This window comes from Hominimerdicola intestinalis, assembly GCF_054655215.1.
Genome location: NZ_BAAHNZ010000010.1, coordinates 25,756 through 38,614 on the forward strand (window position 1 = coordinate 25,756; position 12,859 = coordinate 38,614).

13 protein-coding genes are annotated in these 12,859 nt (G+C 39.7%); all 13 read left to right on the top strand.

From position 1 onward, the window contains the following. The first annotated feature begins 15 nt into the window (after window positions 1-15). The 13 genes from ileS to mltG all read left to right on the top strand — a co-directional run bounded on the left by ileS (window position 16) and on the right by mltG (window position 12,847). Window positions 16-2,811, top strand: coding sequence for an isoleucine--tRNA ligase (gene ileS, locus ACYQ0H_RS09295; protein WP_459812577.1), 2,796 nt, complete (start codon window positions 16-18; stop codon window positions 2,809-2,811). Between the two features lie 88 nt (window positions 2,812-2,899). After that, complete coding sequence (gene lspA, locus ACYQ0H_RS09300) at window positions 2,900-3,421, top strand: signal peptidase II (protein WP_459812578.1); 522 nt, start codon at window positions 2,900-2,902, stop codon at window positions 3,419-3,421. Continuing rightward, window positions 3,408-4,316, top strand: coding sequence for an RluA family pseudouridine synthase (locus ACYQ0H_RS09305; protein WP_459812579.1), 909 nt, complete (start codon window positions 3,408-3,410; stop codon window positions 4,314-4,316). The genes lspA and ACYQ0H_RS09305 overlap by 14 nt, the downstream gene beginning before the upstream one ends. A gap of 16 nt (window positions 4,317-4,332) precedes the next feature. After that, window positions 4,333-5,148: a Cof-type HAD-IIB family hydrolase gene (locus tag ACYQ0H_RS09310; protein WP_459812580.1), complete on the top strand. Its 816-nt coding sequence runs from the start codon at window positions 4,333-4,335 to the stop codon at window positions 5,146-5,148. Window positions 5,149-5,169: 21 nt separating this feature from the next. Then, on the top strand, window positions 5,170-6,009 hold the full coding sequence (locus tag ACYQ0H_RS09315; protein WP_459812581.1) for a transketolase: 840 nt from the start codon (window positions 5,170-5,172) through the stop codon (window positions 6,007-6,009). Between the two features lie 5 nt (window positions 6,010-6,014). Next, complete coding sequence (locus tag ACYQ0H_RS09320; RefSeq protein ID WP_459812582.1) at window positions 6,015-6,962, top strand: transketolase family protein; 948 nt, start codon at window positions 6,015-6,017, stop codon at window positions 6,960-6,962. Window positions 6,963-7,160: 198 nt separating this feature from the next. Next, a complete protein-coding gene (yunB, locus tag ACYQ0H_RS09325) occupies window positions 7,161-7,805 on the top strand; it encodes a sporulation protein YunB (RefSeq protein WP_459812583.1) in 645 nt (214 codons plus the stop codon). 118 nt (window positions 7,806-7,923) lie between these two features. Beyond that, window positions 7,924-8,697, top strand: coding sequence for an FAD-dependent thymidylate synthase (thyX, locus tag ACYQ0H_RS09330; RefSeq protein ID WP_459812584.1), 774 nt, complete (start codon window positions 7,924-7,926; stop codon window positions 8,695-8,697). After that, window positions 8,687-9,355, top strand: coding sequence for a dTMP kinase (locus ACYQ0H_RS09335; RefSeq protein ID WP_459812585.1), 669 nt, complete (start codon window positions 8,687-8,689; stop codon window positions 9,353-9,355). The genes thyX and ACYQ0H_RS09335 overlap by 11 nt, the downstream gene beginning before the upstream one ends. A 16-nt stretch (window positions 9,356-9,371) precedes the next feature. Continuing rightward, window positions 9,372-10,277 (top strand): DUF2156 domain-containing protein, encoded by a 906-nt coding sequence (locus ACYQ0H_RS09340; protein ID WP_459812586.1) that lies wholly within the window; start codon window positions 9,372-9,374, stop codon window positions 10,275-10,277. A 26-nt stretch (window positions 10,278-10,303) separates the two neighbouring features. After that, complete coding sequence (locus ACYQ0H_RS09345) at window positions 10,304-10,846, top strand: DJ-1 family glyoxalase III (RefSeq protein WP_459812587.1); 543 nt, start codon at window positions 10,304-10,306, stop codon at window positions 10,844-10,846. Beyond that, window positions 10,837-11,436: a 5-formyltetrahydrofolate cyclo-ligase gene (locus ACYQ0H_RS09350; protein ID WP_459812588.1), complete on the top strand. Its 600-nt coding sequence runs from the start codon at window positions 10,837-10,839 to the stop codon at window positions 11,434-11,436. The genes ACYQ0H_RS09345 and ACYQ0H_RS09350 overlap by 10 nt, the downstream gene beginning before the upstream one ends. 1 nt (window position 11,437) lies before the next feature. After that, a complete protein-coding gene (gene mltG, locus ACYQ0H_RS09355) occupies window positions 11,438-12,847 on the top strand; it encodes an endolytic transglycosylase MltG (RefSeq protein ID WP_459812589.1) in 1,410 nt (469 codons plus the stop codon). Window positions 12,848-12,859 lie beyond the last annotated feature (12 nt).

The window sequence follows — 12,859 nt, forward strand, 5'->3', positions numbered from 1 at the left end:
GTTAGGAGAAGTCAAATGCCACAGGATTATAATAAAACGCTTAATCTTCCGGAAACTGATTTTCCTATGAGGGGAAATCTTCCTAAGAGAGAGCCTGACGCTTTGAAAAAATGGGACGATGACAGACTTTATTATAAGATGATCGAGAAGAACGAGGGAAAGCCCTCCTATATTCTTCACGATGGTCCTCCGTATGCAAACGGCGATATTCATTTGGGTACCGCTTTAAATAAAGTTCTTAAAGATATAATCGTAAAATACAAAAATATGAGCGGATACTGCTCTCCTTATATACCTGGATGGGATACTCACGGACTTCCTATAGAGCTTAAAGCAATGAAAGCTATCGGTGTGGAAAACGGTGCAATCCCTCCTATTGAGCTCAGAAAGCATTGTAAGGATTTTGCTTTATCATTTGTTGAAAATCAGAAGAATCAGTTTAAGCGCCTGGGAGTATTGGGCGATTTTGATGACCCTTATCTTACTCTAAAACCCGAATTTGAGGCGCGCCAGGTAAAAATATTCGGAGAAATGGCTAAAAAGGGATATATATATAAAGGCTTAAAGCCTGTTTACTGGTGTCCTGAATGTCAGACTGCATTGGCTGAGGCTGAAATCGAATATTCTGATGATCCGTGTTTTTCAATTTATGTTAAATTTAAGGTTACCGACGATAAGGGGTTATTTTCAGCTCTTGGAATTGATTTGGAAAAAACATATTTTGTGATCTGGACTACAACTACCTGGACTCTTCCTGGAAATATGGCTATCTGTCTTGGACCTGAATATGATTACTGTATAGTTAAAGCCAACGGCGAAAATTACGTTATGGCTGAAGGATTAGTATCCGAAACAATGAGCAAGGCGGGAATTACCGATTACGAAACTGTCGGAAGCTTTACTGGCGCACAACTTGAAGGCTGTATAACTGAACATCCGTTTATGGGAAGAACTTCACCTATTATAATTGGTTCTCATGTAACTCTTGAAAGCGGTACAGGCTGTGTTCATACTGCTCCCGGCTACGGAGTCGATGACTTCGAGGTTTGCAAAAATTATGACAATATAGGTATTGTAGTTGGTGTTGACGGTAAGGGAGTGCTTACAAAAGATTCCGGTATGTTTGAAGGTCTTACTACTGATGAAGCAAATAAGGCGATCGGAAAACACCTAAGCGAAACAGGAGCTTTGTTCGCTACCGAAAGGATCGTTCACCAGTATCCTCATTGCTGGAGATGCAAATCGCCTATACTTTTCAGAGCTACAGAGCAGTGGTTCTGTTCAATCAATGATTTTAAGGACGAAGCTATTAAAGCAATAGAAGAAGTAAACTGGATTCCCGGCTGGGGCGAAGAAAGGATCAAGGGAATGGTACGTGACCGTTCTGATTGGTGTATTTCCCGTCAGAGAACCTGGGGAGTTCCTATTCCTATCATTTACTGTAAAGACTGCGGAAAACCAATTGTAACTGAAGAAACAATTAACGCTGTATCTGAGCTTTTCAGAAAAGAAGGTTCAGACTCATGGTATACTCATGAACTGTCTGAAATCATTCCTGAGAGCGTTAAGTGCGAGTGCGGCTGCAATAGCTTTACTAAAGAAATGGATATAATGGACGTTTGGTTCGACAGCGGAGTTACTCATGCGGCAGTTCTTGACGAGCGTGATAATCTTAGTTCGCCTGCAGATCTGTATCTGGAGGGAGCAGATCAGTACAGAGGCTGGTTCCAGTCATCTCTGCTGACTTCTGTTGTTTGCAGCGGTCATGCTCCTTATAAAAATGTCTGCACCCACGGCTGGGTCGTTGACGGTCAGGGAAAAACTATGCATAAGTCCCTTGGCAACGGAATCGAGCCTAAGGAGATCACTGATAAATATGGCGCTGATATTCTCAGACTCTGGGTAGCGTCATCGGATTATCATTCCGATATAAGAATCTCCAAGGATATTTTAGGACAGCTTTCCGACGCATACAAGAAGATACGAAATACTGCAAGATTTATTCTTGGAAACCTGACAAATCAAGACGGTTTTGATATTGACCGTGACGGCGTTTCAGACGATAAATTGTTTGAGATAGACAAATGGGCACTTTTAAAGCTTGACGAGCTTATTGATAAAGTAAATGCGGCATATGAAGCGTTTGATTATCATATCGTATTCCATGCTATCCACAATTTCTGTGTTATAGATATGTCCAATTTCTACCTTGATATTCTTAAAGACAGGCTCTACTGCGAAAGACCGGATTCGGAGGCAAGACGTGCGGCTCAGACTGCTATATACAGAATATTGTCTGCTATAGCAAGACTTGTTGCACCTATACTTTCGTTTACAGCTGATGAGATCTGGTCGTATATGCCGCATTCGTCTAAGGATAACTCAGAAAGCATATTCCTTAACGATATGCCTGAAAAGAGCGGGTTAACTGCTTCTGATGAATTTAATAAAAAATGGGTTCTTATTGCGGCAGTAAGGGAGGACGCTAAGAAAGCTCTTGAAATCAAGCGCGCGGATAAGATCATAGGAGCTTCGCTTGAAGCCGATGTTCAGATTTTTGCTGACGGAAAGCTTTATGACGATATAAAAGCAGTTAAGGAAGAATTGCCGTCACTTTTGATCGTATCAAGAGTAGATGTGCTTGAAGGCGCTGATAACGGAGAATTTAAGGGCGATATGGAAGGCATCTCCTTTACAGTTTCCAAAGCTGGCGGAGAAAAGTGCGAAAGATGCTGGGTTTACTCCGATTATGTAGGTAAGGATTCCAAGCATCTTACGCTTTGTGAGAGATGCTGCGGCGTTGTAGAATAATTTTTGCTTATAAGGCTCTGTAAACGCAGAGCCTTTTGGGCATTTTACAAAATTACTCACCGCTTTTGACGCGGGGAAACGGGGAAAAATGTTTATTCTTTCACTTGTTATCATTTCGGTATTGACCGTAATAGATCAATTGATTAAATTTGCTGTGGTAAAAAACATTGAGGTAGGCGAAATTATAAAAGTCATTAAAGTCGGATCTCATGATATTTTCAGTTTAACTCATATCACCAACGACGGAGCTGCATGGAGTATGATGTCAGGTAAGACGTGGTTTCTTATTGGGCTTCCGGCAGTCGTTGTAGCTGCTGCACTTGTCTATATGTATAAAAAACGCAGAGAAAGCAAATTACAGCTTATTTCATTATCACTTATTATTGCGGGGGGAGTAGGGAATTTAATTGACAGAGTCAGAATAAAAGAGGTTGTGGATTATATCTTGTTTGAACCTGTTGATTTCCCGATTTTTAATTTTGCCGATATATGTGTTGTTATCGGAGCAATTTTATTCTGCGTCTATATAATTTTTATAGAAGGTAAAATAAAAAAATCAAGATCCGCTGAAGCTGCGGAGGATAAGGCTGATAATAATGAACAGGCTTGAACTTCAGATCTGTCCGGATAACGAGGGTATCAGAATTGACAAATGGCTTTGCAGTCAGAATATTGACCTAACAAGATCAGCTTTTCAAAAGCTTATAGAAAACGGAAATGTTTCTGTCAACAACAGTCCTGTAAATAAAAATTACAAGCTGAAAAATTCGGATTTAGTAATAATCAACATTCCCGAACCTGAAATATTAGAGACAAAACCGCAGAATATCCCGCTTGATATTGTTTATGAGGACAGCGATTTGCTGGTTGTAAATAAGCCCAAAGGAATGGTAGTTCATCCAGCTGCCGGAAATCCTGACGGGACATTAGTGAATGCGCTGCTTTACCACTGCGGAGATAGTTTATCTGGTATCAACGGAGTTATCAGACCTGGAATAGTCCATCGGATAGATAAGCTTACAAGCGGACTGCTTATCGTTGCGAAGAATGATTTTTCGCATAACTTTCTTGCCGAACAGATAAAGGCTCACAGCTTTACAAGAGAGTATCAGGCGGTAAACTGCGGAAGATTCAAAGAAAAAATTGGAACGATAGATGCTCCTATCGGAAGAAGTAAATATGACCGAAAGAAAATGTGCGTTACTGACCACAATTCCAAATGCGCAGTAACTCATTATGAAGTAATCGAAGAGTTCAGCCAGTATTCTATGCTCAAATTTCGGCTTGAAACCGGTAGAACTCATCAGATAAGGGTTCATTCCGCCTATTTAGGTCATCCGGTTCTCGGCGATTCAGTATACGGAAAGCCGTTTAAAGGTCTGGACGGACAGTGTTTACACGCAAAAAAGATCGGCTTTATTCATCCGTCAACAAAAAAGTATATGGAATTTGACAGTGTACTTCCTGATTACTTTGTAAATACAATAAGAAAATTAAAAGCATAAGAGAGGGTTTATCTTTATGTTTGAGGATATAAAAAAGGTACTTCTGATAACTGATATGGACGGAACATTTCTTCCTGCCAGCAAAAGACCAAGTATTAAGAATTTACAGGCAGTGGAGCATTTTCAGAAAGCCGGAGGAAAATTTTCAATTGCTACAGGCAGATCGCTTCAGGCTTCAAAGCAGTATTTCAATGACTTTACTGTAAATTGTCCCATAATTATGTGCAACGGCGGTATGGTTTATGATACTCAGAGGAAAAAACAGATATATGATGTTTATCTTCCTAGAAAGGCTCGTGACTTTACACGCAAAATATTGCAAGATAATCCCGATATAGGCTGTGAAGTTTTGCTGCTTGACGGGGTGTATGTTCCGCAGAACTCTGATATGGAACGCAAGCATTGCGAAATTTGCAAGGTGGATCCTATCCTATGTGAAATAGATAAAATTCCCGACAACTGGTATAAGGTATTGTTTACAAATGTTCCCGATAAATTGGGGAATCTTGTTGACTATACTGAAAAGAACGATTTTGATGATGTGGATTTTGTAATTTCCGCACCTCAGTATTATGAAATGCTTCCTCAAAATATTTCAAAAGGCTCCGCTCTTGAGCATATGAGAAAAATATGCGGAATGGAGGACTATACCTTTGTAGCTGTGGGAGATTTCAATAATGATATTGAAATGATAAAGTATGCAGATGTAGGAATATGTCCGTCAAATTCTTCAAAGGACGTAAAAGCCGCCGCTGATATAGTTCTTGACGTTTCCTGCGAAGAGGACGCTGTTGCAGAAGTCATTGATTACATATCTACTCAGTTAAAATAATATAATTTGGAGGTTTATTTTATGGACGCTACTATTAAAAAACAGCTTGAAATTAATGCCTGTAAAGTTCGTCTTGGAATTTTAGAAGGCGTATTCAATGCTAAATCGGGTCACCCAGGCGGGTCATTGTCAATTGCAGATGTACTTACTTATCTGTATTTTGCAAAAATGAATATTTATCCCGATATGCCTGACGAGCCTGAACGCGATAGACTTGTGCTTTCAAAAGGACACACTGCTCCAGCACTTTATTCAGTTCTTGCGCTAAAAGGCTTTTTTGACAGGTCGGAACTGAAAAATCTACGCCATATCGGAGCGCTGCTTCAGGGTCACCCATGTATACATATTCCCGGTGTAGATATGTCGTCAGGTTCCCTGGGACAGGGAATTTCTGCTGCGTGCGGAATGGCGCTTTCAGGAAAAATATCAGGAAACACATATAAAGTCTATACTATTCTTGGAGACGGAGAGATAGAAGAAGGTCAGGTCTGGGAAGCAGCAATGTTTGCCGCTCACTATAATCTTGATAATCTTGTCGCTGTAATAGACAACAATGGACTTCAGATAGACGGAAAAATACAGGACGTTATGTCACCTTATCCAATCGCTGAAAAGTTTGAAGCTTTCGGCTGGCATACAATAAAAATGAACGCTCATGATTTTGATAATATTGAAAGGGCTTTCAACGAAGCAGAAAAGATTGCCGGACAGCCGGTCGCTATTATTCAGACCAGCGTTAAGGGCAAGGGAGTTTCATTTATGGAAAACAACGTATCCTGGCACGGCGCAGCTCCTAATGCTGAACAATATGAGCAGGCTGTAAACGAGCTTACGGCAGTACTGAAAGAATTGGAGGGCTGATAATTATGGCAGATATTATAAAGAAGGCTACAAGAGAAAGCTATGGCGAGGCTCTTGCAGAGCTTGGGGATAAATACGAAAACCTCTTTGTTCTCGACGCAGATCTGGCAGCTGCAACAAAAACCGGAATTTTCAAAAAGAAGTTTCCTGACAGATTTTTTGACTGCGGTATTGCAGAGGCAAATATGATGGGAGTTGCCGCAGGACTTGCCGTTACAGGCAAAATTCCGTTTGCCTCGACCTTTGCTATGTTTGCCGCTGGAAGAGCTTTTGAAATCGTAAGGAACTCAATCGGATATCCTCACCTTAACGTAAAGATCGGAGCTACACATGCCGGCATATCTGTCGGAGAGGACGGAGCTACTCATCAGTGTAATGAGGATATTGCGCTTATGAGAACAATACCTGGTATGACGATAATAAATCCCGCAGACGATGTTGAAGCTAAAGCGGCCGTTGAAGCGGCAATCCTTCATAACGGACCTGTATATATGAGATTCGGACGTCTTGCCGCTCCTGTATTTAATGATAAAAACTCTTATAAATTTGAGCTTGGAAAGGGCATTAGGCTTCGTGACGGAAAAGATGTTTCAATAATTGCAACAGGGCTTATGGTTTCTCATGCTCTTGAAGCCGCCGATATTCTTGAAGCCCAGGGGATAAGCGCTGAAATAATCAATATTCATACCATCAAGCCGATAGATTCAGAAATTATTGTTGAGTCTGCAAAGAAAACAGGTCTTGTTGTAACTGCCGAAGAACACAGTGTTATCGGCGGACTTGGGTCTGCCGTATGCGATGTACTAAGTTCAGAGCTTCCGACTAAAGTTGTAAAAATCGGTGTTAATGACGAATTCGGATATTCCGGCCCTGCAGCCGAGCTTTTAAAGGCTTTCGGACTTTGTGCTGACAACATCGCCAAAACTGCAAAATTAGCTGTAGAAGCCAAATAAAAACAGTATTTGATTTTTTAGTAACAACAAAAATGAGCTATGAAATTCTTTTAAAATACTGACTTTTTATGGCAAAATAGCGCTATACACACAGGTACAATAAAAATCAGGTTTCCTCGGCGCTTTTATAGCTTTTTTATCTATACGTTAACAAAATCGCTTCCTTTTGTATATTATAAGCAAGAGGAGGCGATTTTTTTGAGCAGGTACAGCACTTCACGAACGTTTAAATTATCCTATTTTATTCTGGCCGTTATAATTTTGTTGGCAGCAGCTGCGTTTGCTTTTCACAGACAGGTAAGCCGTCATATGGCAGAGATATGCGAATACAAAGGAAGAAATACAGCCACCGATATAGTTACATCTGCTGTTGAAGATCAGCTTGAAAAGGAAACCGCTGATAACAGGAGTTACATTGATATAAAACGGGATGCTGACGGAAATATCGTTTCAATTGAAACTGATACCACAGCAGTAAACGAGCTGCAGAAAAATGTCAGACAGTCTGTCAACGAAGCGCTTTCGGAAATTGAAAACAAAAAGCTGTCGCTACCGCTTGGCACCTTGTCCGGAATTACCTTTTTCAGCGGCAGAGGACCTGAAATAAGTCTTAAGCTTCATCAGGTAGGTGCAGTTGATACAGAAATACACAGTGAATTCATATCCGAAGGAATAAATCAGACCAAACACAGAATATCGGTACTTGTTACTGTAGAAATTTCGGCTATATTGCCGCTTCATTCCACCGACATAAAAATATCTGATGAATTTCTTGTTTCCGAAACAGTTATTGTAGGAGAAATTCCGAATGTATATTTGGATAATCAGAAAAAGTCTGAGTGAATAATTAAATTTAAACCTAGAAAAGAACCGCTGTTTTTATTGACTAATCAGAAGAAAAATGATATAATATAATAAATATACTGCTTAGACATTATTATAAAACGGAGGCTTGTGAAAAATGAAGGTTACTTTAATAACTCATACTCCTGAACCGGAAAAAATTATCGCAACTGCAGCAAAGCTTTGCTATGCCAACAGCGATATAGATACATTGATGGACGGACTTACAGAAGAGAAGATACATAGCTTTATAGATATGCTTTCGTCGGTCGGCCACGAAAGTCCAATAGAGCATATAACGTTTACCTTTGGAATTGAAGGTGTATCACGTTCCTTTCTTGCTGAAATTACCAGACACAGGATCGCTTCATTTTCTGTACAAAGCCAAAGGTATGTTGAGGTAACTGATTTTCAGTTTGTAACTCCTCCTGAAATCAGTTCAGATGAAACAGCTCTTGAAATCTTCAATGAGCAGATGAATTGTGCGATAGACAGCTATAACAAGCTTGCTGAAATACTTAAGAAAAAGCATTATGAAGTATTTATCAATGAAGGGTACGATGAGAAAACCGCAAAGCATAAAGCCCAGAAAAAAGCTATCGAGGACGCAAGATTTGTTCTACCGAATGCGGCAAATACCAAAATGATTGTTACCATGAATGCGAGAAGTCTTTACAACTTCTTTAAGCAAAGGTGCTGCAACAGAGCTCAATGGGAAATAAGAAACGTTGCTGCTGAAATGCTCAGATCATGCTGTCAGGTCGCACCGACACTATTCAAAAATGCCGGTCCTGCCTGCGTGAGAGACGGAAAATGCTGTGAGGGTAAGATGACCTGTGGAAAAATAACCGAGGTTCAGAAGTATTATAAGGAGCTTAAAAATGCAGAATAACAAGCGTCTTATAGTATTGGAGGGTCTTGACGGAAGCGGTAAAACCACACAGTTTAATTTGATAAAAGAATATTTACAGGCTGAAGGTGTTAAAATAAAACCAATCAGCTTTCCTGATTATGAACAGCCGTCGTCAGCTTTGGTAAAAATGTATCTGAACGGCGAATTCGGCAGCGACGCACAAAGCGTCAACGCTTATGCCGCCTCAAGCTTTTACGCTGTTGACAGATATGCAAGCTATAAAAAGTTCTGGGAGGAGGAATATCTGAACGGATCCTGCATTTTAGCAGCCAGATATACAACTTCCAACTGTATTTATCAGATGGTGAAGCTTGCTCCTGATCAATGGGACGGATATATTGAATGGCTGTGTGAATATGAATACAATAAGCTGCAGCTTCCTAAACCGGATCTGGTCATCTTTCTTGATATGCCAATAGAGGTTTCACAGAAACTGATGACCGAAAGATACAGCGGTGATGAAAGCAAAAAGGATATTCACGAATCAAATATCTTATTTTTAAAAAAATGCAGGGAAGCGGCGCTTTATTCTGCGGACAGGCTTGGGTGGAAAATTATTAAATGCAGCGAAGAAAATAAACCTATAGCTGTCAACAAGATAACGGAAAAAATACTGGAACTTATAAAATCAATATAAAGAAAAGTGAAATTTTATGTTTAACTTCAGAGAAATACAATTATCTGACCGTGATTGGATCAACAGCTGCCTTGAAATATCTGATTTCAGAGGATGCGAGTATTCATTTGCAAATAATCTTGCATGGAGGCGGCTAAACAATACACTTATAGACTCTTACGGAGATTTCTATATAAGCTGTTCTTTTGACAGAGAGAATCCTGTCATCACGTTTCCCTCAGGTGTAAAATGCGACAGTACAGGTATTGAAAAATATATAAATCTATTCGGCGAATTAGAAAAGTTCACTCTATCTCAGGGACATTCTTTGAAAATAAGCTCTGTCAATAGTGAAAATTTAAAATGGATGACTGAATATTATAAGGGCAGAATAAATGTTGATGCAAACCGTGACAGCTTTGATTATATATACAATTCTCAGGATCTGATCGAACTCAGGGGCAAGAAATATCACGGAAAAAGAAACCATATAAAACGTTTCAAGGACAATGAATGGAGTTTTGAGCCGCTCACTGAGGATAATTTTGATGAATGCACTGCCTTTGCCGCCGAGTTTTATAACAGCAGTGACAGCTATGACGATTATTCCGCTGTTGTTGAACAGTATGCTATCCATACGTTTTTCAGCAATTTTGAGTATCTGGGGCTTAACGGAGGCATTCTCAGATCTCAAGGCAGAATTGTAGGATTTACTATAGGCGAACGATTAAATTCAGATACATTTGTAGTCCATATAGAAAAGGCATTGAGTGAAGTTCAGGGAGCTTACCCCACTATCTGTACGGAATTTGCAGCAGAATATGCAAAAGATCTAACGTATATAAACAGGGAAGAGGATCTGGGAATAGAAGGTCTGAGGAGATCAAAGCTTTCGTATCATCCTGTATTCCTGCATGAAAAGTATACGGTTACTTTTAAATAAATTTCTTTGAAGGGAAGTGTTAAATTATGATATATGTTTTTTTAGCAGACGGCTTTGAAGAAATAGAAGCCATTACACCGATAGATGTTTTAAGGCGGGCAGGCGCCGAGGTTAAAACTGTAGGGGTAGGTTCAAGAGAAATTACAGGCTCCCACGGTATTAAAATAACAGCCGATATTACGGTAAAAGAAATTACACTCAGCAAAGAGCTTCAGATGATAGTTCTTCCCGGAGGTATGCCGGGTGCAGATAACCTTGAAAATTGTCCTGAGGTTCAGGCGGCGCTAGATTATTGCTCAGATTCCGGGAAATTTATAGCTGCGATATGTGCGGCGCCTAAGATACTCGGACACAAAGGACTGCTGAATGACAGATATGCAACATGTTTTCCCGGCTTTGAAAATCAGCTTGGTGAAGCTAGACTCACTTCTCAGCTTGTTGCAGCTGACGGCTTGTATATTACAGCTAAGGGTGCAGGAGCGGCTTTGCCTTTTGCTTTAAGGCTTGTTGAAGTACTGTATTCTAAATCCAAGGCTGAACAGCTGGAGGCGTCGCTGCAATGCAGATGACAGAATTTAATGATAAAAATTCGCTTAGAAATTTTTTTAAGAAAGTCCGAAGCGAAATGACGGAAGAGGATAAGGAACAGATCCACAGCATGATCCTGAAAAATATTATCGGATCTCCTGAATTTATGGAAGCAAAAGAAGTCCTGACTTATATTGCTTCCGATATTGAAGTCGATACGTCAGGAGCTGTGCAGACCTCATTTGACAGCGGGAAACGCGTATTTGCTCCAAGATGTATACGCGGAACCAACTCAATGGATTTTTTTGAGATAAAGAGTTTTGATGATCTTGAAAAAGGATATTTCGGCATATCAGAACCTAAAGCATACTGTCAATCTGTTAAAAGCTATGAGTTTCCGATATGCCTTGTACCTGCTCTTTCATACGACAGTTATGGTTACAGACTTGGCTTCGGTAAGGGATTTTACGATAAATTCTTAGTCGGTTTTAAAGGAACGTCTGTAGGACTTTGCTACGACTGCTGTCTTTCCGAGTTGTTGCCGCATTCTAATTACGATATTCCGGTAAACATTTTAATTACAGAAAGTAGAATAATAAGATTTGCAAATAATGAGAGGACTGATAAATAAAATGGATGAAAAAGATTTTAATATTGACGATATTATAAACGATGTCAATTCTAAAAAGCATGCAAATGGATCCAAGCCAGAGATGGAAAACGATATTTCCTTTAACGATAATACTGAAACTGAAAATAAGGTATCAGATCAGGAAACAGAACAAACTGACGAAAATATATCGGACACTGAGGAAACCGAAAAATCCACTGAAGATATTCATCTGAATGATGAAGATAATCAAGATGTTTCTTCTGGTGCTGAACCGATCATTGAACCGGAAAACAATAAAAAAGAGAATATATACTTGAAAACCTCTGACGCTGTTCAAAAGAAAAATATACATAAGAAGAAAAAAAGAAAAAAGAATAAGCAGGTCAATACATCTATTTTCAGCGGTCTGATCATTGTGATTTTAATACTGACCGTATCGCTGGTAGTGGCAATCGGAGGTATTTCGCTGGGTATGGAGTATACCGGTATGGGGAAAAGCGAGAATGAGATTACCTTTAATATTCCAAAAAATTCATCGACAGACGATATTGCACAAATCTTGGCTGACAACCAGATCATAAATAATAAGCTTTTGTTTAAGCTTGCAATGAAGCTTAAAAGTCCGGCTGCTATTTATCCGGGAGATATTACGCTTCACCCGTCTATGGGATATGCCGCTGTAATAGACGAGCTTGCAACAATGCGTGAATCCTATGAAACAGTTACTATAACTTTTAAAGAGGGCATTACGCTGCTGGACGCCGCTAATCTGCTTCAGGAAAACGGTGTTTGTTCAGCTGACGAATTTCTGTTTGAATTCAATAAAAATCAGGGTTTTGGATTTGAAAGCAAAGTAACTGATAATGAAGACGCATTCTATAGAATGGAAGGATTCTTCTTCCCCGATACCTATGAATTCTATGTTGGAGATTCGGTTTACAACGTAACTAAGATAATTCGCGAGCATTTTGAGGATAAAATAACCGATAAAATGTATGAACAGATGAAAAAGAAGAACCTTACGTTAAGCGAGGTAATGACCCTTGCTTCAATTGTTCAGTGGGAGGCTAACTCTGCCGGAGATATGCCTAAGGTAGCTTCGGTATTTCTTAACAGACTTGACGATTCGGATACTTTTCCATCGCTTCAGTCTGACGCAACTAAAAATTATATTGAAAAGGTTATAGATATAAAGGCTGATAATGATGCTTCTATAGAGCATTTTTCAGACAGCTACGATACATACGAGTGTCAGGGACTTCCTGCCGGACCTGTATGCAATCCGGGCCTTGATGCTATAAATGCAGTGCTTAATCCCGAAAAGACTAATTATTATTATTTCTGCAATAATCTTAAAACTGGCGAAAGCTTCTTTGCAGAAACGTTGGAAGAGCATGAGGAAAATCTGAAAAAGGCCGGATTGGCTTAAACTTAAACGAAA

What these genes read in the sequence shown, in the direction of transcription:
- ACYQ0H_RS09340 (WP_459812586.1), top strand. Translation starts at nt 9,372, where the DNA reads ATGTTTAACTTCAGAGAAATACAATTATCTGACCGTGATTGGATCAAC.
- thyX (WP_459812584.1), top strand. Translation starts at nt 7,924, where the DNA reads ATGAAGGTTACTTTAATAACTCATACTCCTGAACCGGAAAAAATTATC.
- ACYQ0H_RS09345 (WP_459812587.1), top strand. Translation starts at nt 10,304, where the DNA reads ATGATATATGTTTTTTTAGCAGACGGCTTTGAAGAAATAGAAGCCATT.
- ACYQ0H_RS09350 (WP_459812588.1), top strand. Translation starts at nt 10,837, where the DNA reads ATGCAGATGACAGAATTTAATGATAAAAATTCGCTTAGAAATTTTTTT.
- mltG (WP_459812589.1), top strand. Translation starts at nt 11,438, where the DNA reads ATGGATGAAAAAGATTTTAATATTGACGATATTATAAACGATGTCAAT.
- ACYQ0H_RS09335 (WP_459812585.1), top strand. Translation starts at nt 8,687, where the DNA reads ATGCAGAATAACAAGCGTCTTATAGTATTGGAGGGTCTTGACGGAAGC.
- ACYQ0H_RS09305 (WP_459812579.1), top strand. Translation starts at nt 3,408, where the DNA reads ATGAACAGGCTTGAACTTCAGATCTGTCCGGATAACGAGGGTATCAGA.
- ACYQ0H_RS09320 (WP_459812582.1), top strand. Translation starts at nt 6,015, where the DNA reads ATGGCAGATATTATAAAGAAGGCTACAAGAGAAAGCTATGGCGAGGCT.
- ACYQ0H_RS09310 (WP_459812580.1), top strand. Translation starts at nt 4,333, where the DNA reads ATGTTTGAGGATATAAAAAAGGTACTTCTGATAACTGATATGGACGGA.
- ACYQ0H_RS09315 (WP_459812581.1), top strand. Translation starts at nt 5,170, where the DNA reads ATGGACGCTACTATTAAAAAACAGCTTGAAATTAATGCCTGTAAAGTT.
- ileS (WP_459812577.1), top strand. Translation starts at nt 16, where the DNA reads ATGCCACAGGATTATAATAAAACGCTTAATCTTCCGGAAACTGATTTT.
- lspA (WP_459812578.1), top strand. Translation starts at nt 2,900, where the DNA reads ATGTTTATTCTTTCACTTGTTATCATTTCGGTATTGACCGTAATAGAT.